The sequence below is a fragment of the Budvicia diplopodorum genome (genome assembly GCF_009800925.1).
Lineage (GTDB): Bacteria > Pseudomonadota > Gammaproteobacteria > Enterobacterales > Enterobacteriaceae > Budvicia > Budvicia diplopodorum.
Window position 1 is genome coordinate 23,428 of sequence record NZ_WOYF01000004.1, and the last position, 22,840, is coordinate 46,267.

At 49.4% G+C, this 22,840-nt stretch carries 22 protein-coding genes and 1 other RNA gene; 9 read left to right on the plus strand and 14 right to left on the minus strand.

Going from position 1 to position 22,840, the window contains the following annotated elements:
* Positions 1–711, plus strand: coding sequence for an SAM-dependent methyltransferase (locus tag GVI43_RS05670; protein ID WP_159565898.1), 711 nt, complete (start codon positions 1–3; stop codon positions 709–711).
* Positions 712–863: 152 nt separating this feature from the next.
* Here GVI43_RS05670 and creD read toward each other — a convergent pair whose 3' ends face one another.
* The 5 genes from creD to sdhE all read right to left on the minus strand — a co-directional run bounded on the left by creD (position 864) and on the right by sdhE (position 5,438).
* Positions 864–2,327 (minus strand): cell envelope integrity protein CreD, encoded by a 1,464-nt coding sequence (creD, locus tag GVI43_RS05675; protein ID WP_159565899.1) that lies wholly within the window; start codon positions 2,325–2,327, stop codon positions 864–866.
* Between the two features lie 105 nt (positions 2,328–2,432).
* The gene (creC, locus tag GVI43_RS05680) at positions 2,433–3,878 is read right to left on the minus strand and encodes a two-component system sensor histidine kinase CreC (RefSeq protein ID WP_159565900.1); all 1,446 of its coding nucleotides are present in this window, start codon (positions 3,876–3,878) and stop codon (positions 2,433–2,435) included.
* Positions 3,875–4,567: a two-component system response regulator CreB gene (gene creB / locus GVI43_RS05685; protein WP_159565901.1), complete on the minus strand. Its 693-nt coding sequence runs from the start codon at positions 4,565–4,567 to the stop codon at positions 3,875–3,877. Before creB ends, creC begins: the two co-directional genes overlap by 4 nt.
* 216 nt (positions 4,568–4,783) lie before the next feature.
* On the minus strand, positions 4,784–5,200 hold the full coding sequence (locus GVI43_RS05690) for a protein YgfX (protein WP_159565902.1): 417 nt from the start codon (positions 5,198–5,200) through the stop codon (positions 4,784–4,786).
* Positions 5,175–5,438, minus strand: coding sequence for an FAD assembly factor SdhE (gene sdhE / locus GVI43_RS05695; RefSeq protein WP_159565903.1), 264 nt, complete (start codon positions 5,436–5,438; stop codon positions 5,175–5,177). Before sdhE ends, GVI43_RS05690 begins: the two co-directional genes overlap by 26 nt.
* A 377-nt stretch (positions 5,439–5,815) precedes the next feature.
* Here sdhE and ygfZ point away from each other — a divergent pair, with 377 nt between their 5' ends.
* Positions 5,816–6,805, plus strand: a complete 990-nt coding sequence (gene ygfZ / locus GVI43_RS05700) for a tRNA-modifying protein YgfZ (RefSeq protein ID WP_159565904.1) — start codon at positions 5,816–5,818, stop codon at positions 6,803–6,805.
* 88 nt (positions 6,806–6,893) lie between these two features.
* On the opposite strand, the gene trhA is transcribed toward ygfZ, so the two are convergent.
* From trhA to gcvT, 5 genes are all read right to left on the minus strand, one after another.
* Positions 6,894–7,541: a PAQR family membrane homeostasis protein TrhA gene (gene trhA, locus GVI43_RS05705; protein ID WP_159566060.1), complete on the minus strand. Its 648-nt coding sequence runs from the start codon at positions 7,539–7,541 to the stop codon at positions 6,894–6,896.
* 174 nt (positions 7,542–7,715) lie between these two features.
* Complete coding sequence (locus GVI43_RS05710; RefSeq protein ID WP_159565905.1) at positions 7,716–9,134, minus strand: alanine/glycine:cation symporter family protein; 1,419 nt, start codon at positions 9,132–9,134, stop codon at positions 7,716–7,718.
* 506 nt (positions 9,135–9,640) lie between these two features.
* The gene (gene gcvP, locus GVI43_RS05715; RefSeq protein ID WP_159565906.1) at positions 9,641–12,520 is read right to left on the minus strand and encodes an aminomethyl-transferring glycine dehydrogenase; all 2,880 of its coding nucleotides are present in this window, start codon (positions 12,518–12,520) and stop codon (positions 9,641–9,643) included.
* 351 nt (positions 12,521–12,871) lie between these two features.
* Positions 12,872–13,261, minus strand: coding sequence for a glycine cleavage system protein GcvH (gene gcvH, locus GVI43_RS05720; RefSeq protein ID WP_159565907.1), 390 nt, complete (start codon positions 13,259–13,261; stop codon positions 12,872–12,874).
* Positions 13,262–13,366: 105 nt separating this feature from the next.
* Positions 13,367–14,461, minus strand: a complete 1,095-nt coding sequence (gcvT, locus tag GVI43_RS05725) for a glycine cleavage system aminomethyltransferase GcvT (RefSeq protein WP_159565908.1) — start codon at positions 14,459–14,461, stop codon at positions 13,367–13,369.
* Positions 14,462–14,781: 320 nt separating this feature from the next.
* On the opposite strand from gcvT, the gene GVI43_RS05730 reads away from it, so the two are divergent.
* From GVI43_RS05730 to GVI43_RS05745, 4 genes are all read left to right on the plus strand, one after another.
* Complete coding sequence (locus tag GVI43_RS05730) at positions 14,782–15,153, plus strand: hypothetical protein (RefSeq protein WP_159565909.1); 372 nt, start codon at positions 14,782–14,784, stop codon at positions 15,151–15,153.
* Positions 15,154–15,214: 61 nt separating this feature from the next.
* Complete coding sequence (locus GVI43_RS05735) at positions 15,215–15,412, plus strand: hypothetical protein (RefSeq protein WP_211959068.1); 198 nt, start codon at positions 15,215–15,217, stop codon at positions 15,410–15,412.
* Positions 15,413–15,523: 111 nt separating this feature from the next.
* Positions 15,524–15,745 carry an ash family protein gene (locus tag GVI43_RS15860; protein ID WP_281350988.1) on the plus strand — a complete coding sequence of 74 codons (222 nt, stop codon included), beginning with the start codon at positions 15,524–15,526 and terminating at the stop codon, positions 15,743–15,745.
* Between the two features lie 24 nt (positions 15,746–15,769).
* Positions 15,770–16,243, plus strand: a complete 474-nt coding sequence (locus tag GVI43_RS05745; RefSeq protein ID WP_159565910.1) for a hypothetical protein — start codon at positions 15,770–15,772, stop codon at positions 16,241–16,243.
* A gap of 483 nt (positions 16,244–16,726) precedes the next feature.
* Here GVI43_RS05745 and ubiI read toward each other — a convergent pair whose 3' ends face one another.
* The 4 genes from ubiI to GVI43_RS05765 all read right to left on the minus strand — a co-directional run bounded on the left by ubiI (position 16,727) and on the right by GVI43_RS05765 (position 21,089).
* Positions 16,727–17,935, minus strand: coding sequence for an FAD-dependent 2-octaprenylphenol hydroxylase (ubiI, locus tag GVI43_RS05750; RefSeq protein WP_159565911.1), 1,209 nt, complete (start codon positions 17,933–17,935; stop codon positions 16,727–16,729).
* Positions 17,936–17,946: 11 nt separating this feature from the next.
* Positions 17,947–19,128 (minus strand): 2-octaprenyl-6-methoxyphenyl hydroxylase, encoded by a 1,182-nt coding sequence (ubiH, locus tag GVI43_RS05755; protein WP_159565912.1) that lies wholly within the window; start codon positions 19,126–19,128, stop codon positions 17,947–17,949.
* Positions 19,128–20,441 carry a Xaa-Pro aminopeptidase gene (gene pepP / locus GVI43_RS05760; RefSeq protein ID WP_159566062.1) on the minus strand — a complete coding sequence of 438 codons (1,314 nt, stop codon included), beginning with the start codon at positions 20,439–20,441 and terminating at the stop codon, positions 19,128–19,130. The genes ubiH and pepP overlap by 1 nt, the downstream gene beginning before the upstream one ends.
* Before the next feature lie 72 nt (positions 20,442–20,513).
* Positions 20,514–21,089: a YecA/YgfB family protein gene (locus GVI43_RS05765; RefSeq protein WP_159565913.1), complete on the minus strand. Its 576-nt coding sequence runs from the start codon at positions 21,087–21,089 to the stop codon at positions 20,514–20,516.
* A gap of 349 nt (positions 21,090–21,438) precedes the next feature.
* Between GVI43_RS05765 and zapA the strand changes: the two genes are divergently transcribed.
* The 3 genes from zapA (at position 21,439) to GVI43_RS05780 (ending at position 22,678) form a co-directional block, all read left to right on the plus strand.
* A complete protein-coding gene (gene zapA / locus GVI43_RS05770) occupies positions 21,439–21,768 on the plus strand; it encodes a cell division protein ZapA (protein WP_159565914.1) in 330 nt (109 codons plus the stop codon).
* Between the two features lie 100 nt (positions 21,769–21,868).
* Positions 21,869–22,052, plus strand: a non-coding RNA gene (gene ssrS / locus GVI43_RS05775) — 6S RNA.
* 38 nt (positions 22,053–22,090) lie between these two features.
* Complete coding sequence (locus GVI43_RS05780; protein ID WP_159565915.1) at positions 22,091–22,678, plus strand: 5-formyltetrahydrofolate cyclo-ligase; 588 nt, start codon at positions 22,091–22,093, stop codon at positions 22,676–22,678.
* The last annotated feature ends 162 nt before the right edge of the window (positions 22,679–22,840 follow it).

Consider the following 22,840-nt stretch of genomic DNA (forward strand, 5'->3'; position numbering starts at 1 on the left):
ATGAACACATTGTTTTCCCGTGAATATATTAACGCCAACATGATGGGCCCGAACGCTCTGCTACTGGCGGAAGAAGTCTGTACTTCTCTATCGTTAAAACCCGGCATGCGGGTACTAGATTTAAGCTGCGGCATGGGCCTGACATCCATCTATCTTGCAGAAGAATTTGGTGTAGAAGTGGTGGCGATGGATTTGTGGATCGCCTCTGAAGATAATGCGAACCGCTTCAGGGAAAGAGGATTGCTCGGTCAGATAACGCCATTGCATATGAATGTTCTCGACCTACCACGTCTGAAGCCGTTCCCTGAAAACAGCTTCGACGCGCTGATCAATATTGATGCGTACCACTACTTTGGCGCCAGTTCGTCATTTTTCGATAGCTATCTCGCACCGATTATCAAACCCGGCGGCCGCGTAGCTATCGTCGTGCCCGGATTAAAAACGCCGTTTAGCGATGGTGTCCCTGCGGAATTAGCGCCTTACTGGCAGTCAGAAATAAACTTCTTTACCGTCGACTGGTGGCGACAGCTCTGGCAACAAAGCGCGTTTTTGCAAATGGAGTTATGTACCGAGAGCGAGTGCTGCGAACAGGCCTGGCAAGAGTGGCTGGCATGCGATCACCCCTACGCCATTCGCGATCGTGGGATGATGGAAGCAGAAGGTGGACGCTGGCTTAACTTCACCAAAATGATTGGCCGCATCAACAAATAAAACAACGTCCCCCATCTTAGAATGGGGGAACAAGGAGAGTATATGAATATCAGCAATATCATTCTTAGTCTTCACCCCATCATGCTGTCGACAGATGAAAACCGCAGATAAAGCGAAATTCAAATGATATCCCTATCTGGCACTACCTCAGACTACTTCCACAGCCGGTACTTGGGCCGTTCCAGACTATCGTCATCACGGCCATCCACTGATTCATCACCAGATGCCCCAACGTCACGAGCTGACGAGGAACTTGAGCTATTTTCAACTTCTGTCGAAGAAAAACTCTCTGAACCAGTTGGCTTTGGTGCAGCCACTTTGTACCAGTCGAAACGACGGGTCAATGTCATAATCACGGTCAGTACGGCAAACAGGAGAACAGAGCCCAGCAACAGTGCATTATCATCAGACTGTAGCAGCACATACAGCACGCCGTATAGCGCCAGTAATCCCACGGCAAAAACGACTCCGCGTAAAATCCCTTTTAACACCGCCGTTAAGTAAAATCCGATGAGTCCACTACAGCTTATGGCGGCAATACAGTAGGCCCAGGCAAATCCAATACGCTCAGAGAAGGCCAGCAGAATAATATAGAACACCATCAATGCGGCGGCGACTAACAGGTATTGCATTGGGTGAATTGACAGTGACTTCAGCATTTCAAACAGGAAGAAAGCCACAAAGGTCAGGCTGATAAACAGTACGGCATACTTCACGGTACGCGTATTTAACTGATAGTGATCGACGGTTTCAATAAAGCTGGTACTGAAGGTCGGCATATCCGAAGACGCAGAAGAGTATTCTGAGTACCTTGAATTCTCTCTATTCATATCTCTAAAGCTGTACTGTTCAAAGTTGTTATTAATATTGTTAGAGAGCCAGCTGCTTTGCCAGCTTGCGGTAAAGCCGTTTTCATTAATGCTGCGTTTTTTCGGTAAAAACCTACCTGAGAAATTAGGATCCGGCCAGTTACTGCTCATCGACAGTTCCGTTGTGCGGCCCACCGGCATAAAGTTCAGCTTAGCCGTGCCTTGCAGCGACAGTTCAAACTCAACGGCTACCGGTTGGTTTAGCCCTAACAGGCTATCAGGAATATCGGCATGCATTCCCTGCGGAAAATTTTCAGAACCGGTTCCCGCTTCAAACGAAACCATTTGCTGATTAATCTTCAGTTCTGGAGCGCTGGTAATGCCTCGGGAATCGGATAATGCCAAAATGAAATAGGGTTTCTGGTAAACCCGGACTCCGTTATTCTGATAGTCAAGGGTATCAAAAGACGCTTTAAAATGCGTATCCCCCTGATAGACCTGAGTCTGATAAATACCAATCTTACGCGGTTCAACGCTCACGTTGGCATCAATATGTAAGCTATCGGGTAGAATATAGCGCTGGCCTCGAGTCACGTTACCGTTGGTTGAGTCAACATAGGGTAAAACCAAGATCGGACCAATAATGGTTTGCGCCCCGCTGGTTCCATCCTCAACCCGCTGAATAACGCTTTGCTGATAATCATGTCGGGAATCGATTAAATTCAGCACCAGACTAATGGGGATCATCATCAGAACCGAGAACCCCAATAAAATAAAAACCTTCCAGAATAACGTTGATTTGAACATCGCCACACGCTCCATTGATATGATTGACGATAGAATAATCAGATCGAGTGAACGGATGATGTTGCCGTGTGAAGGCGGCGTGAAGCTAACAGAAAAATAGTAGGTTTAAGATCCGGACTTTAGATAGCTGCCCTTTAGCGGTAGAACAAAGATCGCCTTAGCTCCCCCCTGTTCGCCGTTAATTAAACTAATAGACCCTTGATGAATCTGAGCGACCTCATACACAAAGCTCAAGCCTAGTCCGGTACTTTTCGCTTTATTGGGGCGAGGAAGCGAATAGAAGCGGTCGAAAACCTTATCTAGCGCGTAGTCCGGCAGCCCGGGCCCGTTATCGGCAACGATAATACGGTAGTGATTTTCAATCGCTTCGCCGATCACCGTTATCTCACCCTGTTCGGGGGTAAAATCTAATGCATTATCCAGCAGGTTACTAAACGCCTGTTCAAGCAATAGCTTATCGCCACGCACAATCGCAGGGGCGTCAATTTGGCTAGTCAGAGTAATTTTGCACTGGGTTATCTGAACCTCTTTAGATTCAATAACGCTGTTTAATACTTCCGATAAATCTACCGGTGAAAGCTCTTGGCGCACCCGGCTCTCAACCTGAGCCTGCTGTAGCATGCGATCGACCAATAGCTGTAAGCGGTCATTCTGCTGTTTTATGTTATTGATAAAACGCAACGCTACCGGCTGAGGCGGCATTTCCTGCAGTATCTCAGCCGCACCGCGAATGGCAGCCAGCGGGCTTTTTAATTCATGGGTTAGAGTATGAACGTAGTGTTCAATGTAGTCCTTCCCTTCTAGCTTAATGCGCATACTTTCAAGGGCGTTGGCTAAACTGACCAGTTCAGGACTGTCCATTTTGGGTAAAGCAACGTTTTTACCCTCGGCGACTTCGCTGGCATAGCTCACCAGCCGGGAAAGCGACCGGTTAATCCACCATAAGAACACCGCACCAATTAACAGCGTAATTCCCAACAGAATCACCGCGGCGATTTCGATACGCCGTTCACCACGGCTAATAACCGGTTGCATCGTCTGATTCGGTTTAGAGACGGTCAGAGAGCCAATAATTTTGCCGTTAGACTTTATCGGTGCGGCCACGTACATCACCGAACTGCTGTCATCATCAGGATGAGTTCGGGTACTACGAGCGCCGTACTTACCCCTTAGCGTCAGGTATACATCATTCCAGCTCGAGTAATCTTGGCCAACGGCCTCACCGCTGGAGTCAAAAATCACAATCCCTTTAGCGTTGGTAATATAAACCCGATATTCCAGCCGGTTCTTTTCGATATTGTCTATTTTGGCACCCAGCGGAGCGCTGTTAATATCAGAGAAAGCCTGAGAAATATAACCGCGCGACAGGTTGTTATTACGCAGGTCCTGTTCAGCAATCTGAGCCAGAATATGGGCAGTATCAACCAGCATACCTTCGGTTGCCCGCCGGACGCCGGGTTTAACTTCCTGCATAAAAATGTTCATGATGAAGTAGCCAGCAACCCCGACTATCAAACAAAAGCCAAACAACAGCCGAAAACCAATCTTCATTCGCCAAGGCTCAGGCTATAGCCAAGCCCACGATGGGTCTGGATTGGATTAGCGTCGTCACTGATTGACCGTAGCTTAGCCCGAAGGGTTTTTATATGGGTATCAACCGTTCTGTCTAAGCTCTCTTCGGCATACTGCCAGACTAAGTCCATCAGCTGCTGACGGGAGAAAACCCGTCCGGGGGATTTAATTAGCGTTTTTAACAGCAGAAACTCATAGCGAGTCAGCTGCAAGGTTTGACCGTGGAATTTAATGGTTGCCCCTTCTTCATCTAGCCCAAAAGCGCCAAAGGTTGGGACTAGGCGTTTTTGCTTTTCTAAACGACGCAGAATAGTTCGGACTCTGGCACTGACTTCCCGCGGTGAAAACGGTTTGGCGATGTAGTCATCTGCACCGATTTCTAACCCAACGATGCGATCTAACTCTTCGCTGCGGGCGGTCAGAAAGATTAGCGGTAAATCGGCAGACTTCGCCAACATGCGGCGGCATAAATCAAAACCGTTTATATCGGGCAGGCCGACGTCTAGGATAGCTAACGCAGGGCGAGTCTGATTGAGCGCCGCCAATACGGGTTCGCCGCGCTCAAACCACGTTACGTCAAACCCATCGGTTTCTAACGTGTAAATAAGCGTATCGGCGATGCTTGCTTCGTCTTCAACCAGCCAAATTAACGACATAACGTTACCCATATATCCATTAAGGTGAGAGGCACATTGAACATGCCTGAGACGGCTGACAAACCCAACGGTTAACTATTTGGTCTTAAAAATAGCTAATCCTAGGCCCGGAGCCCGGTACACTCAAAAACACCGCCCATCGGCCGCTAGAAAGAGATAATATTTCGACGTTCTTTTTGCGGACGAAACTTACGCTGAAACCAAATTAAACAATTTACCCTACTGATACTACGAATTATTTTTCTGTAGTAAATGAAAACGTAAGCTTCTCCACGCTTCAGCATCCATGCTATCGATTGCCAACCACATACGCTGACGACGCTTAGTGGTAGTCGACATTAGCTTCAGTAGGATCCCACGATTAAAAACCATGGGTTTTCCTTTGATAGCCCACTCATCGCGGCGCCACTGAATATGAAAATTATTCAGTAGAGCAATCTCTCCCTGTATCCGGCGGATCTGACGCTGGCTACGCAAACTGTCAAAAATCACCAGCGTCACTAAAAGCAGCCAAAGCGGCCAAGATCCCTGCGGCCAGGGTGATAATAAAACCAATAGAATTAAAGCGCCGTGTATCACGAGTGACAGGCACTGAGTTTTCCATGAAACCCGAAGGTGGCTATGCCAGAGAACGACGTTCTGCATTGCGTTCCTGTATTATTTTAATCATACGAAACAGCCCGGCATCTTCAGGTACTGCCTGATTCATCAGCCAGCGATACAACTGAGGGTCGTCACATTCTAATAGGCGCACGAACTGCTGCTTATCTTCATCAGACAGGCTGTCATAGTCCGTTTCAAAAAACGGCATGAAGGCGATATCCAGCTCACGCATGCCACGGCGACAGGCCCAATGAACGCGGTTTTTATTATTGATATCCATGCGGTACTTGCTCCTATCAGTTGGCGGGGAGTCTAGAGTAACAATTTGGCGCAGACTTTGGAAAGGCAATAGATAAAACTTAACCCAATTATTCTGAAATGCTCGGTACCGTTAGCTAAAATATATCTAATATGCGCGTTATCGTTGAATTAAAGGTAGGCAGGCGCGTAATTCTCAGCGGGATCGTGCGGTTCTTATCCCAAATATAGAGGTTCACCTGACTTTGACTATCAAAACACGATGAATCTTATATTGCACTCCCACATTGTTCAGTAAACTATGTAGTATGTCATCGTCTTTGCGAACTGCGCCTGACAGTTGATCGAACGATCGCGACTGAACCCTGTACTATTTTATTTATGTATGTTGGAGTACCCATGGCTTATAAATCCCCATTACCGTCTCAGTTAGCAAGCCCTTCATCTGACTTACCGGTCACATTGATATCCCTCGATGACTGGGCGCTGGTCACGCTGAGCGGAGAAGATAACCGCAAGTATTTGCAAGGTCAGCTAAGCTGCGACGTTAATACCCTTCAGCCGGAACGCCACCAAATGGCCGCCCACTGTGAAGCTAAAGGAAAAATGTGGAGCGCTCTTCGCCTGTTTCAATGGGGTGACAATTTAGCCTATATACAACGCGCCAGCCTGTGTGACAGCCAGCTCAGTGAAATAAAAAAATATGCCGTTTTTTCTAAAGTTAATATTGAACGTAAAAACGACGCGCTGTTACTCGGCGTTGCCGGCCGCGGTGCCAGAGCCGCGCTGGCTCCGCTCTTCCCCTCTTTGCCTGATGCAAACACCACGACGGTTCAGCATGGAGAAACCTGCCTTCTTCATATCGCTTTACCCACAGAACGATTTTTAATCGTAACGGTTCAGGATGAAGCTAACCGCATATACACCAGCCTATTAGGTAAAGCGGCACTGAACGACAGCCGCCAGTGGTTGGCGCTGGATATTGAAGCCGGAATTCCGGTTATTGATGCCGCAACCAGCGGTCAACTCATTCCACAGGCGGCTAACCTGCAGGCGTTAGATGCCATCAGCTTTACTAAGGGCTGCTACGCCGGGCAAGAGATGATTGCCAGAGCTAAGTATCGTGGAGCCAATAGGCGAGCGATGTACTGGCTGTCCGGAAAGGCGCTTCATCTACCCGCTGCCGGAGAGGAGTTAGAGCTTCAGTTAGGAGAGAACTGGCGGCGTACCGGCACCGTGTTAGCGTCGGTACAGCTAACGGAAAACACTATTTGGGTTGAGGCGATATTAAATAACGATCTTGAGGCCGATTCTGTTTTACGGGTCAGGGACGATGCCACCAGTAGTCTGAGGATCCAACCGTTACCTTACACCCTCGATGAGATCTAAGATTTTAGCTAAGCCTTAGTTTTGCTAGCTCAAGCTTCGTTCGCTAACGGTAAGCGGACGAAGCTAAGGCCTCGAGCGGATATATCCGTTATTCAATATACAAATAGATGGCCAGAAAGTGGCATACGCTACCGCCAAGCACAAAGCCGTGCCAAATGGCATGGTTATACGGAATGCGCTTGTTGACATAGAAGATAACCCCCAGACTATAGATAACCCCACCGGCGGCTAACAGCCCGACGGCACCCACTGACAGCTTAATCACCATTTGATAAATCACGATCAAAGACAGCCAGCCCATTCCCAAATAGGTCACCAAAGATACCACTTTGAAGCGATGGGTAAACGCCAGCTTAAAAATAACGCCCATCAGAGCCAGACTCCAGATGACAATCATCAGCCCTTTCGCCAACGGCGATCCAAGGCCAACCAGCAAGAATGGCGTATAGGTACCGGCAATCAGCAAATAAATGGCGCAGTGGTCAAACACTTTTAACCGACGTTTGGCAGCCTGATTGGGTATTGCGTGATACAGCGTAGAGGCGAGGAATAAAAGAATAATGCTACCGCCATACAGGCTATAGCTGGTAATGGCCAGAGAACCGGCACCGTTGCTGGCGGCCTGAGTTAACAATAATACCAGCCCAACGATACCGAGAATGAAGCCGATACCGTGGCTGATACTGTTAGCAATTTCTTCTGCTACGGAGTAGCCCTGTTTTGGTAATGCAGACATGCCCTCAACCTTCTTATATCTGATAGCCATAGTGTCCACCTAAGTCATGTGAACCAACGATAGTAGATTAGCTGAGATTTTTTTCAGTGTACACATGTAAGCTGAAATTTTTATAACTGAAAAAAAACCCCGGTCAGGCCGGGGTCAGATGCATATAGGATGGTACGCGTTGAGCTAGCGCCCGGCCTCTAACTCCGCATCAGGCACACCGCTACCATAACCCGCCATTTTCCCGAGCTTAATCACGATCGGCGAAAGCAGCAGCAGCGCAGCCAAGTTTGGCAAGACCATCAGCCCGTTAAACATATCGGCCATTTTCCACACCAGCTCAACTTTAAACAGCGAAGCGGCAAAAATAAAACAGATCGCGATGGCCTGATAAACCCGAACCGCAGAGGCCGAGTTAAACAGATAACGAACGTTAGATTCGGCATAGTAATACCAGCCGATGATGGTGGTGAAGGCAAAAAAGAACAGCGACATTGAAATAAATATGCTGCCGAAATGACCAAATAGGTAGGTATAAGCCTGCTGCGTAACGGTAATTCCCTGACCGGTGAAGATACTCAGAAAGGATTCACCGACCCGACCACTGTTATCCCACTCTCTCATGCCGGAAGTAATAATGACCAGCGCGGTAACGGTCACGATAACGCACACCACAAATACGCCCATCATGGCAATAAAGCCTTGCTGCTCGGGTCTGATAACGCGGGCAACCGCGTGGGCATGAGGAGTCGAGCCCATCCCGGCTTCGTTGGCAAACAGGCCGCGAGCGATACCAAAACGCATTGCCTGCTGAATACCAATACCAACACCACCGCCAACGACCGCCTGAGGATTAAATGCCGCAATAAAGATCGACTCGAAGGCTGGCCATACATAGTTAAAATTCATAGCCAGAATGGTAAATGCGCCAATTAAGTAGAAAATTGCCATTACCGGAACGACTTTTTCGCTAAATGAAGCAATACTGCGAATGCCGCCGACGATCACAACCCCGGTAACAACGGCTAATACCACGCCCATCACCCAGTTAGGAACGCCCAAAGAGCTGTTGAAAGCTGATGCAATAGCGTTCGACTGAACCATATTGCCGATAAACCCGAGAGCGAAAATGATAAACACGGCGAACATGCAGGCTAACCATTTACACTTCAGGCCTTGCTCAATGTAATAAGCCGGTCCGCCGACGGTCTGACCGTTTTTATCTTTAGTCTTAAACTTTTGGGCCAGAATGGCTTCAGCATAGATTGTCGACATGCCGAGAAAAGAAGAAACCCACATCCAGAAGATAGCGCCCGGGCCACCGGCCAGAATCGCCGTTGCCGGTCCGGCCAGATTACCGGTTCCAACCTGACCGGCAATCGCAGTCGCTACGGCCTGAAACGAGCTCATGCCGCTTTTATCTGCCTTATCACCCTTCAGGGACATTCCGCCAAACAGCGCTTTCAGACCGCTACCAAAGTGGCGAATCTGGATAAACCCTAAACGAATGGTAAAGTAGATTCCCGTACCACAAAGTAAAAATATCAATACGTGGTCCCAGAGCAGGCTGTTAACCTGATCGACCAGACTTTCAAACGTTTCCATACCGAACTCTCTTAATGATAGTGATGTTGCATGTTTGCTTGTTGTTTGCTTTTAGCGCGTGCGTTATCGCACGTCATTTTTTGTATATAAGAGCGGCCCGGTCTTACTGCATCACAAGTTTAGTTGCCCAACGGGAAAAGAAAGGAAAACCTGAGTTTCCCCACAGCGGCAACGACACAAGAAGAACAGTATTAGAAAAGTCACGACTTATATGGCAGGAATATAACATTAACCCCAAAGCCTTGGGTATGGTTATTCAGTTTTAGCCTTCAAACGAGAGGATTATTGCTGAATTTTTATAGTGGAACCGGGATTCTATCGGCGAAAAGTGTGGTCTTTCGAATATGGGCCAGCCATAAGAAACCGTTCAATTTAGCTATTAAGTACGTTTCGTCCGCAAAAACAAGATTGGAATATGGCCATTATCTAGCGGCCGAAGGGCGGCATTTTTGATCGCGTATAAGCCCCCGTAATAACGGAGGCTTAAGCTAAACGCAATATATCAATTATTGATAAGCATCCATCGGCACGCAGGAGCAGAATAAATTACGGTCGCCGTAAGCGTCGTCTAACCGTTTCACCGTTGGCCAGTACTTATTGTGCAGCACTGCCTGTGACGGAAATACGGCCAAATCGCGGCTATAAGGGTGCAACCACTCTTGAACCAGCTCGCTCTGAACGTGAGGGGCATTGACTAGCGGGTTATCATCCAGAGGCCATTCTCCGGCCTGCACCCGTCGGATCTCATTGCGAATGGCTAACATCGCTTCGATAAAGCGATCGAGTTCCGCCTTACTTTCAGATTCGGTCGGTTCAACCATCAACGTGCCCGCCACCGGAAATGACATGGTTGGCGCGTGGAAGCCATAGTCAATTAATCGCTTAGCGATATCCATTTCAGTGATACCACTCTCTTCTTTTAGCGGGCGGATATCGAGAATACATTCGTGAGCCACCAGACCATTACCGTCAGAATAGAGCACCGGATAAGACGGCGCTAAGCGCCGGGCAATATAGTTAGCGTTTAGAATCGCCACCTGACTGGCCATTTTCAGCCCTTCGGCACCCAGCATATGAATATACATCCAACTGATTGGCAAAATAGACGCGCTGCCAAAAGGCGCTGCGGATACCGCGCCCAGCCGGGTAGTTACGCCATCAATCCGTACTACGCTGTGCCCCGGCATAAAGGGAGCCAAATGCGCTTTCACGCCGATAGGCCCCATACCCGGGCCGCCGCCGCCGTGGGGGATACTAAAGGTTTTATGTAAATTCAGATGGGAAACGTCGGCACCGATATAGCCCGGCGTGGTAATTCCAACCTGAGCATTCATGTTTGCACCGTCCAGATAAACCTGCCCGCCATACTGATGAACAATGGCACACACCTCCCGGATACCCTCTTCATACATGCCGTGAGTGGAAGGATAGGTCACCATAATGCACGATAGCTTACCCCCGGCCTGCCGAGCTTTATCGCGTAAATCGGCCAGATCGATATTGCCCTGCTTGTCGCAGGCCACCACCACCACAGTCATACCGGCCATTTGAGCAGACGCCGGGTTAGTTCCGTGAGCCGAGCTTGGAATCAAACAAATGTGGCGTTCCTCCTGCCCGGAGCTTTCATGATAACGACGAATGGTCAGCAAACCGGCATATTCACCCTGCGCGCCGGAGTTCGGCTGCATACATATCGCATCGTAACCGGTGATTTGCGCCAGCCATTGAGACAGTTGAGCAATCAGAATATGGTAACCCGCAGCCTGTTCCGGCGGGCAGAACGGATGGAGTTCAGCAAACTCCGGCCAGGTAATCGGGATCATCTCAGCGGCTGAATTCAGCTTCATAGTGCAAGAACCCAGCGGGATCATCGCCTGATTCAGCGCCAGATCTTTGCGCTCCAAACGATGCATATAGCGCATCATTTCGGTTTCACTGTGATAACGGTTAAACACCGGATGGGTCAAGATCGGCGTCTTACGCCGCAGACTGGGGGGAATACTTGTGCTTTGTGCCATGCACTGGCGATCCAGCGCATCGATATCAATTACCACCCCGTTAGCTAACAAAATATCAAACAGCACCTTGAGATGGTCAACGGTGGTGGTTTCATCCAGCGTGATGCCTACCGCGCCGTCGAGATCGGCACGCAGATTCACGCCAAAGCTTAATGCACGAGCGATCACCGCTGGCTTATCACTCACTTCAACGCACAGGGTATCAAACCAAGCGTTGTGGCGCAGCGCCAAGCCCTGTTGCTGTAAACCGGCAGCCAGAATATCCGTCAGCCGGTGAATGCGCTGAGCAATTCGCGTTAGCCCGACCGGGCCGTGATATACCGCATACAAACCGGCAATATTGGCCAGCAGAACCTGAGAGGTACAAATATTGGAATTAGCCTTTTCGCGGCGTATATGCTGCTCACGGGTTTGCATCGCCATCCGCAACGCCGTATTGCCGGCTGCGTCTTTAGAAACCCCGATAATTCGCCCCGGCATTGAGCGCTTAAATTCATCCCGGCAGGCAAAGAACGCCGCGTGCGGACCACCGTAGCCCATAGGAACGCCAAAGCGTTGAGAAGAACCGAATACCACATCGGCACCCATCGCTACCGGAGATTCCAACAGCACCAGCGACATAATATCGGCGGCGACGCTGGTAATCACGCCGCGGGATCTCAGCTGATTAAGCAACTGGCTGTAATCATGCAGCTCGCCGGTCGTTCCCGATAGCTGGACCAAAATACCAAACAGGTCAGGATGCTCTAATGCCCGTTCGGCTTTTCCTATCACCACCTCAAAACCAAAGGTTTCAGCCCGGGTTTTAACTACGTCAATAGTTTGAGGATGGACATCATCGGCAACAAAGAAGCGGTTAGCCTGTTTTATCTTACTGGCTCTTTTCGCCATTGCCATCGCTTCGGCCGCAGCGGTAGCTTCATCCAGCAGCGATGCCGATGCCAGATCCAGCCCGGTCAAATCCTGAGTCATTTGCTGGAAGTTGAGTAAGGCTTCTAAGCGCCCTTGGGACACTTCTGGCTGGTAGGGCGTATAGGCGGTATACCAGCCGGGATTTTCCAGCATGTTGCGCAAAATAACCGGCGGAGTCAGCACCGCGCTATAGCCCATGCCAATATACGATTTATAGCGCTGGTTTTGTGAAGCGATAGATTTCAGCTCGGCCAACGCCTGATGCTCCGTTTGCGCCTCGCCGATTGCCGGTGGATAAGGTAGCTGGATCTCATTGGGAACAATCATTTCAGTAAGCTGATTCAGCGTTTTTACGCCGACCACGTCCAGCATCTGCTGCCGCTCTTCGGCCGAAGGGCCAATATGGCGCTCAATAAAGGATCCACCATGTTCAAGCTGTTTAATCGTTTGAGTCATAGGACTATTCCTGAATTCGTTCGATAAAACCACCGTGCCGAATATGCATCATCCTGATACCAAAAATATTGTCACCGCGGATAAAAGGTCCAAACAAAACTAGATTGCTGACAAACTCTAAAGTTTGATATTTATTGTTTTGAGAAACCCAAACGGAGGGAGAGAATTCTGTTGGGGTCGTAGCAGCTTTAGCTGCCGGAGCGCCCCTAGGGATTCTAGGCCCGGAGCCCTTTACACTCAAAAACGTCGCCCTTCGGCCGCCAGAAGAAGTAAATATTCCAACTTTCTTTTTGCGGACGAAACTTACTCTGCAATCAAATTAAACTACGTTGTTAGCATGGCGCTTATTCATTAATCTTCTTCAAACGTTGCTGCATAGGCTGCTGCATCAAGCAACGCTAACAGCTCACGCTCATCACTGGCTTTAATCCGGAACAGCCAGCCATCATCATAAGGCGCGTTATTCACCAGCTCGGGTGAATCGCCCAGAGGTTCATTAACCGCAACAATTTCACCGCTAATCGGTGCGTAAATATCAGAAGCGGCCTTAACTGATTCAGCCACGGCACACTCTTCGCCGACAGAAACCCGTGCGCCAATCTCTGGCAGCTCGACAAACACCATATCGCCCAACAAATGCTGCGCATGGTCAGTAATACCCACGCTATAAATTCCATTGCCTTCAGGGCGGACCCATTCGTGAGAGGTCGCAAATTTCAGATCGGTAGGTACATTACTCATGTGGTTCTCCATTCTTCTTATGGCTGTTCAATTTTTAGCAGTTCAATTTATGGCAGTTCAATGCAGATTTTATTCAGGCCCCGAGCAATCGAAGCAGTCACCTAGCTATATTAACGACTTACCAAAGCGCACAAACCCCGGTTTAACCACCCGAACCGGCACTTCACGGTTACGAATCGGTACAATAGCCCGATCGCCAATTTCGGCAGGAACCCGGGCAAGCGCGATGCTAACGCCTAACGTCGGAGAGAAAGAGCCGCTGGTAATCACCCCTTCATAATCATTGCCAGCCCCATCGTTGAACCTGACCGGCAGTTCATTACGCAGTACGCCTTTTTCGCTCATCACTAACCCCACCAGCTTTTCAGTTCCGGCTTTGCGCTGCGCTTCAAGCTTATCCCGACCGATAAAATTGCGATCGGCGGGCTCCCAAGCGATGGTCCAGCCCATATTGGCAGCCAACGGCGAAACGCCGCCGTCCATCTCCTGACCGTATAAATTCATACCGGCTTCCAAACGAAGCGTATCTCTGGCCCCCAGACCACAAGGCTTAACGCCCTGAGCCATTAACTTCTGCCAATAATCATCAAGCCGTTCGGCGGGTAGCATCATTTCGTAACCGGCCTCACCGGTATAGCCGGTGGTGGCAATAAACAGGGAGCCTGCCTGAACGCCAAAAAACGGCTTCATACCGTTAACAGCCTGGAGCTGTTTGTCATCCAGCAGCGCAGCAACTTTATCTTTGGCCTCGGGCCCCTGAACGGCGATCAGGCCCAGATCGTCGCGAACGTGCAGCTCAACCGAGAATGGCCGAGCGTGTTCCACCATCCAAGCTAAATCTTTTTCACGGGTTGCGGAATTAACAATCACGCGAAAATAGTCTTCCGCCAGAAAATAGACAATCAGGTCGTCAATCACGCCCGCCGAAGCGTTAAGCATCGCGCTGTACAGCGCCTTACCCGGCTGGGTTAATTTTGCTACATCGTTAGCCAGCAAATAGCGCAAAAACTCGCGGGTGCGGGCACCGTGTAAATCAACGATAGTCATATGGGAAACGTCGAACATACCGGCATGCTGGCGCACCGCATGGTGTTCATCGATTTGAGAGCCGTAGTTGAGAGGCATCATCCAGCCGTGGAAATCGACCATTCTGGCTCCGCAGGCAACGTGCCGATGGTATAGAGGGGTCTGTTTAGTCATATATCCTCTTGAAATACGCTAATGTCGTGAACGGCCTTTATCGCTGAAAGCGGGTACTTATCGGGCAGCCGTTTAAAATATTCCGCCCATATATTGATAAGTTAGCGTAATTGTTAATTATTATCGCAATATGTGAACAATAGCTATCATGCAGCAGTTTTGATTCTTAAACTGCGGATTTCTGCACAGAAATGGGTTTTGGTTTTGGGTTAGTTGGGTGGAGGTGAATGGGGGGATTGGCTAACTGGTAGATTTGTCAGGTGTTTATTGCAATCATATATTGTTAAGCTGAATAAAATAATATCAACTGGGAACTTATAATGAAAAAATTATTACTTGTTGTCGCATGTGTTTCTGCCATATCTGGATGCGTATATCGCAGCACAGTTCAGGCCGGAAAGGATTTTGATCATAACCAAATATCTAAAATAGTTAAAGGTGAAACAACCGAAGGTCAATTAGCCTCATTATTTGGACAACCAGTAAAAAAAGAAGTAGTCAGTGGTAATGAAGTTAAATGGATTTATGAGAAAGTGGAATCAACAGCTGCTGTAAGAATGTTCTCTGCAAAGCCAAAGGTTGACACAAAGAGAAAAGCACTAGAAGTATTAATTAAAGACGGCAAAGTAATTAATTATGCGTTTACTGATACAACAACTGACAACGTAATACAAACAACTAGCTCTTTATAATGCATCACATTGCTTCATCCATAAAAAGGGCATATACAAACGGAATGCAGGGAAAATTAATATGTCCGAATTCAACTACCAAAAACAAGCACAGGATTTCTATAGTAAGGCTCCCGTTATTATTTTGGGTAGTGGTGCTTCGGCTGCACGCGGCATGTCTGGAATGTCAGGGCTTGCGAAGCATTTGGTCGCGCGCACTAACATTTCCGATTTATCCAACGGCGAGATTGCTGCTTGGGAAAAATTCTGCCAAATATAGAATGAGAACCATCATTTACCCACGAAAATGACGAGCTGCCCTTCTAATATCCCCCGATAGATACGAACTCAATCAAATCCTCTTGCCGTTTCCCCCCACCAGCGTTATCGTATCCTCGCACCTGCAAAATCAGGTGCCGGGATTGGTCTCCTGAATATCATACCTGCGACATATGACGCATTAGCGTCTTTTTTGTGTCGTGCGTTCGGCTACACATCTATGGTGGGCTGGGCGGGGGCGTCGAAAGACGCGCCGGTGTCCGGTATGGCCGGTAAGACCAATCCCGTTCAGTTCACCACCCAAAAGATTGGTCTCTTCGGTGGTGGAATATAAATTCACATACCAGAGGCTGCCCTAATGGCTACTACCCCAACCCAAACTCATGCTTCAGAAGATTCCCCATTTGCCCTGTCTTACGACACCACTACCGATTTCATCGAACAGGCCGAGTACTGCGAACGCTTAGTCGAAAACCTGTTAGATAGTCATAACCCGTCAGAAAGGCTAGCACTCTGCGGCCAGCTAAGTTCCATGCTTGAGCGGCTACAGCCCAAACTTAATGAACCCATTCCACCCCATCTGATTGAACGTTTTACCGTGGACAGCATCCCCACCTCGGTTCCGGTATTTGAACCCGAAACCGAGTTGCTTTGCAGCTACAGCCTTGCGCTTTCACAGCTTTTAGCCGGGCGTACTTTTCTGCCGGAAATGGAAGAAACGCTTAACGGGCTGTTATTCGAGTTAGTTTGCTATTTTTCGGATGAACTGAGGATGCCGCGTTTTGTACGCACACCGACGGGCGTGGAGTTTATTGATAGCCTGAAAAATTGATATAGACAAAATCTACGCTCAAGCCGAAGCCAAACGTTAATTTGTTAGCTAAAACCCGGATGATTCGCTGCGCTCACCCTTCGGGCCATTCGCTATGCGAATGTTTGCTTCGCCTGCGGCTACGCGTTCCGACTTTCGTCGGGATGACGAGGTGGCTTGTCAACAGTCTGGAATCGGGCAGTGGTTTAAAATACTCCGCCCATGTCTTGATGAGTTAGCGTAAGCGAGTTAGACTCTATTCGTTAGGTTGTATTGCCATGCATTGCTGCTCAGATGACTGCCCGTCACTGAGGGCAAAAAATAAAAAACCCCGTCTCACCAACGGGGTTTTTTATTAGCTAAAATCTGGATGATTCGCTGCGCTCACCCTTCGGGCCATTCGCTATGCGAATGTTTGCTTCGCCCGCGGCTACGCGTTCCGACTTTCGTCGGGATGACGGGGTGGCTTGTCAACAGTCTGGAATCTGGAAACCGAATTTTCACCTAGACCTTCGCCCTCAGCCATTCAGGTAAATCCCCTAACCCCATCGCCTGATGCACCAAATGTGGCTTCACGCCCGGCAGCGTATCGGCCAGCTTTAGGCCAATATCGCGCAGCAGTTTCTTCGCCGGGTTATCGCCATCAAACGCCTCTCTAAAGCCCTGCATCGCGGCCAGCATCACGGCGGCACTTTGCTTACGGCTGCGCTCGTAGCGGCGCAGATAAAGATAGTTGCCAATATCTTTGCCTGCTTTTTGCAGGCGCTTGATCTCAGAGACCAGACCGGCGGCATCCATAAAGCCCAAATTAACGCCCTGTCCGGCTAACGGATGAATGGTGTGTGCAGCATCGCCAACCAGCGCCAAGCGATGAGCGGCAAAGCTGCGGGCATAGCGGGCGGTGAGTGGAAACACTGCCCGCTCGCTTTCAACGCTGCATCGCCCAAGGCGATTATCAAACGCAATGGCTAGCTGGTAGTTAAACTGGGCGTCGTCCAGATGCTGCATCTGCTCGGCTTTTTCCGGCGAAAGAGACCAAACGATAGAGCATAAATCAGGCTGCCATAGCGGCAGGAAGGCTAAAATACCATCACCGTGGAAAACCTGTCTGGCGCAGCCGTTATGCGGTTCATCAGTACGGATCGTAGCGACCAACGCGTGGTGGCCGTAGTCGCGGAAGGCCAGCGGAATATCGGCATGGTGACGTAGCCATGAATCAGCGCCGTCGGCACCGACAACCAGTCGAGCGCTCAGCATCCGGCCATCTTCAAGGGTCACGAAGGCTTCATTCTCGCCTCTCATAACCTGCTTAAGCTTTGCCGGTGCTAATAAGGTGATATCCGGGCTGGAAGCCGCTTTCTGCCACAGTGCCTTTTGGATCACCGCATTCTCAACGATGTGGCCTAGATGACTGTAACCATAATCACTGGCGCGAAAAGCAATGTTGCCAAAGCTATCTCTGTCCCACACGTCCATTGATGAATAAGGGCTGGTGCGCAGCGCGGTAATGCCTTTCCATACGCCGAGATAGTCGAGAAAACGCTCGCTGGCCGCGTTAATGGCCGAGACTCTCAGGGCGGGATTAACCGGCAGGCGATCGTCCGGCTGTTGAGGTTCAACCACTGCGATACGCAAGCCGTTCCCCTGCAATCCGCAGGCTAACGCCAGCCCGACCATTCCACCGCCGGCAATAACTACGTCATAAGCATGCATGAATAATTACCTTATCGTTTCACCCAACCAAGGGTTCTGTGTGCAAGTGGCAACCGGAGTAACTCACAGCAATCCATTGCGATTAACCCAAGGTTTCTTGCCACGATTAACGGTGCGTAATGATTGGCAAACAGATGAATGAGACCATCGGTTAAACCAATAGTGGCTTTTTGATCGGCCTGACGACGCTGGCTAAAGCCGTGTAACACTTCATAGCTGCCTAGATCTTCCCGCTTTTTAGCGGCATTGGCTAAGGTTTCAGCCAGAGACATTACGTCACGCAGGCCGAGATTAAAACCCTGCCCGGCTATAGGATGCAGGGTCTGAGATGCATTTCCTACCAGCGCCAAACGGTGGCTGACCGGCTGTCTGGCAGTGCATAAACGCAGCGGATAGCTATAGCGTTTCCCAACCGATTCAATCGCGCCTAAGCGCCAACCGAACACCTGCTGTAGCTCTTTGGCAAAGGTTTTATCATCCCATGCCATGGCCCGTGCCTGAGAACCTTGATCCATACACCATACCAGCGACATACGGCCTTTTGACATGGGCAACAGAGCAACCGGTCCGTTAGGCGTAAAACGCTCAAAGGCTTTGCCATTATGGGCCAGCTGCGTGGTGACGTTAGTAATCACGGCAATCTGTTGATAATCATTCTGCGCCCATGTCATTCCCAGCGTAGAAGCAATGGCAGAAAATGAACCATCGGCAGCCACCAGTAACGAGGCTGACAGCGTTTCACCGCTACTTAACGTCACGCTGGTACTATCCATATCGCGGGTGACTTCAACCACCTTCGCGGGGCAATGTACGGTGATATTGGGTGCCTGTTTGAGCAGTGAAAACAGCCGGTTTCCGACGTGGTGTAGCTCAACGACCTGTCCTAAAGCCGGCAGTAAATAGTCTGAAGCCTGTAGAGTCACCATGCCGGTATGCCCACGCTCACTGACCTGAACCGTATCAATCGCCGTTGCACCGTCTGACAGCGCTGACCAAATACCAACCCGCTCCAGCTGTTGGCAGGTTCCCTGCGCTAAGGCTATCGCCCGAGAATCAAACCCCGGGTGCTGGGTCGACTCCGGTAATACTTCCTCAATCAGATCGATTTTGATCGTTCCGCCACTCAGCGTCGAAAGCGCTAAAGCCAGCGTGGCTCCCGCCATTCCGCCACCAACAATAATTACTGAATTCATCAATGAGTCCCTGCCATTAACGCTTCAATATCATCCGGATTTTTAATCACGTCAGCGGTAAAAATCTCACTGCCGTGTTCCGTAATTAGAATATTATCTTCAATACGAATGCCAATACCCCGGAACTGCGCGGGAACATCGGCATCAGGTGCGATATACAAACCGGGTTCAACGGTTAATACCATGCCCGGCTCTAATAAACGATCGCGAGTCGATGAGCCGTAGTCGCCGACATCATGAACATCCAAGCCTAGCCAATGGCCTAAACCGTGCATATAAAAGCGTTGATGAACCTTATCTGCGATAAGTTGCTCAATCTCCCCTTTGAGTACGCCAGCATCCAGCAACCCGTGTAACATCACGCGAATCACCTGCTCATTGGCATCACGAATGCTGTTACCAGCGGTTAGCAATGAGATAGCTTTGTACTGAGAGGCTAAAACGATATCGTAGATAGTGCGCTGGGCCGGGCTAAATTTGCCGTTGACCGGAAAGGTACGGGTAATATCACCGGCATAGCCTTGGTATTCACACCCGGCGTCGATCAGCACTAAATCACCGTCCTTGAGCACTGACTCATTTTCGGTATAGTGCAAAATGCAGCCGTTTTCACCGCTGCCGACAATGGTGTTATAGGCCGGATAACGCGCACCGTGGCGGGTAAACTCATGATGAATTTCCGCTTCCAAATGGTACTCATACATACCTGGGCGACATTTCTCCATCGCGCGGGTATGGGCCAGCGCGCTAATCTGCCCGGCTTTGCGCATAACGGCAATTTCTTCGGCCGACTTGAATAACCGCATTTCATGCAGCCATGGCCGCCAGTCGGTTATGGTGGCCGGAGCCCGTAAATTCTGGCGCGAACCGTTACGCAATTTTTCCAGCGCAGAAAAGACAATACTGTCTGCGTAGTCATACTGGCCCTGCGCGTGGTACACCACGTCAAGACCGTTAAATAGCAGATGTAACGGTTGGTTGATATCGTCATAGGGCAAAGCGCGATCGATGCCTAGCTTTTGAGGCGCAGCCTCCTGCCCCAGACGGCGACCAAACCACGTTTCAGCGAGTAAATCCCGTACCCGGTTGAACAATACGCTGTGACTGTGGTTTTCATTGCTTTTAATCAGGATCAAGGCCGCTTCCGGCTCGTTAAACCCGGTGAAATACCAAAAGTCGCTGTTCTGGCGAAACGGATATTCTGAATCAGCACTACGGGTTTGCTCAGGTGAGGCAAAAATAATTGCCGCACTGCCTGAAACCATTTTAGCCAGCAAAGCCTGACGGCGACGCTGGTACTCTTGTAATGTCACCATGATATCTATCCTTTCCGGCATTCAGCTTATTGCAACATAAACCCACTTGGTTGGCCAATTACGCCAAAATCAGTGAAGCGTAGGCTTAACGTTTTCTGGCGCGGTGGCGTTCAGCGGAGAAAACTCGCTGTGGCACAGCATGGCCGCCATGCGTACATATTCACTCACCTCTTCCAGCGATTGTTCCAATTCTTCCGGATCTTCTTCTTCATCGTAACCGAGTTGCCCAATGTTACGCAGATCGTCAATGGCTTCGCCCACTTCATCTTTAACCTGAGCTAACTTGGGTTGCAATACGCCCAAACCAAGCAGGAAATGGTTGACCCAGCCGGACAGCGCATCTACCCGCTCAAACAGCGGCGCATTATCATCAGGCAGCAGCATCTGGAAGCTAAAACCATCTTCTTCCAACGCCCGTTTAGTTTGCTCATACAGCTGTTGTACCGGAACGGCCAGCGTTTGGCTAAAGGCAATGCCTTCGTTAGTTAAATCATGGAGTAACACAGTCCAGCTACTGTCATGGCTACCGCCACAAACCATACCGCTAATCAGCCCGTGCATTTCAGCGGCGGTCATGCCAACGCTGTTTTGCACCAGAGCGGTATGCAAAGATAAATAAGAAGGAAGTGGGTTCTCGGTCATCATGCGTGATTCACCATCGTTGATAAGATAAGTTCATGCTATGCTACCACCAAGAGCAGATCTGATGCCATAAAAGGCACACATCTTAAGCTGGTTTGACGTTTTTAACTTTCGGCATCTGAAGGCAAAGCAATTGATTGCGTTGTATGATTTCAGGCCGCCAGAGTCAGTCAACAGTTGGCCAATAGTTTGATATAATAGTTCCACTTTGGGCCGGTTTCTCCGCCCGTTGGAAAAAATATGCTTAGGCGCATTCGTTCGTTTTTATATTGATTGGAGCCCTCAGGGTTTGCCATGACGCATGCCATAAGTGAGTGTAACAATTGCAGTCGGAATTCGGCAGGAAGGTGATATGTCAGCACAACCGGTAGATTTAGAAATTTTCGGCAGATCGTTACGCGTGAATTGTCCGCCAGAGCAACAGCAAGCGCTCAATAAGGCCGCTGAAGATCTCAGCCAGCGTTTGCAAGATCTAAAAGTTAGGACTAGAGTCACTAATACAGAGCAACTGGTATTTATTGCCGCTCTCAATATCTGCTATGAGCTGGCGCAAGAAAAAACCAAGACCAACGACTATGCTAACAATATGGAACAGCGGATTCGGATGTTGCAAAATACAATCGAACAGGCATTAGTCGAACAGAGCATAATCTCACAGCGTCAGGGTGCAAAGTTCGAATAATTTCCCTACAATCGACGATGGATGATGTATAGTCGTTAGTAGTAATAGTCCGGCAGCAGTATGAATTCCAGAAATCGTCCACGTGAGGGTTTCTGAACCAAATTCTCTGAGGTGTGCGTTATCGGGCCAGTCCCCTGAGCCGATATTTCAAACCAAAAGAATGTGGAGCCCTACAGCCTGTGAGCATGCCCGGTCCGTCCGGGAAGCCTGATGGCAGTAGATTCGCGTTCACCTTGAACCAAGGGTTCAAGGGTTACAGTCCGCGACGGCACCTCGGAGATCTCCTTTCTGCTCGGTTTCATGGCATATCCGGTTATCCGACATGGCGTCTGAACTACATTCCCCCCAAGAAATCCGAAAACACATTCGTCGGTTACGTAATCAGCTCACGCCACAGCAGCAACATTCTGCCGTTGATAACGTGATGAATCAGCTGCTTCAACATCCGAAAATTCAGGCGGCTCAGCATATCTCGCTGTTTATCTCTTTTGACGGCGAAATAAATACCCAGCCCATCATTGAAGCCCTTTGGCAGCAGCAAAAATCCGTCTATCTTCCAGTATTGCACCCGTTCAGCCGGGGTAATTTACTCTTTCTACGTTATACCCCACAAACGGCAATGAAGGCTCATCCGTTTGGCCTGATGGAGCCTAAGCTCAACGTCAACAACGTACTACCAACGGCAGAACTGGACGTCATTATTACACCAATGGTGGCGTTTGACGCTGAAGGTCACCGCTTAGGAATGGGCGGCGGTTACTATGACCGCACGTTAAAGCACTGGCAGCGTAATCAGACATACCCTATCGGTATCGCTCACGATTGCCAGCAGGTTGAAAGGCTTCCTCGCCAAAGTTGGGACATTCCGCTACCGGAGATTATTACGCCATCACAGACATGGAAATGGTAGTAGAAGTGATAGTTTTGCCGAGCAAGTTGGCGATTCGTTTAAAAAGTAAAAGCGGCCATAGGCCGCTTCAGATGGATGACTAACCCCAGATGCAAAGTTTTGGTCTAAAAAGGCTCAAACGTAGGGAGAGAATTCCGTTGGGGTCGTAGCAGCTTTAGCTGC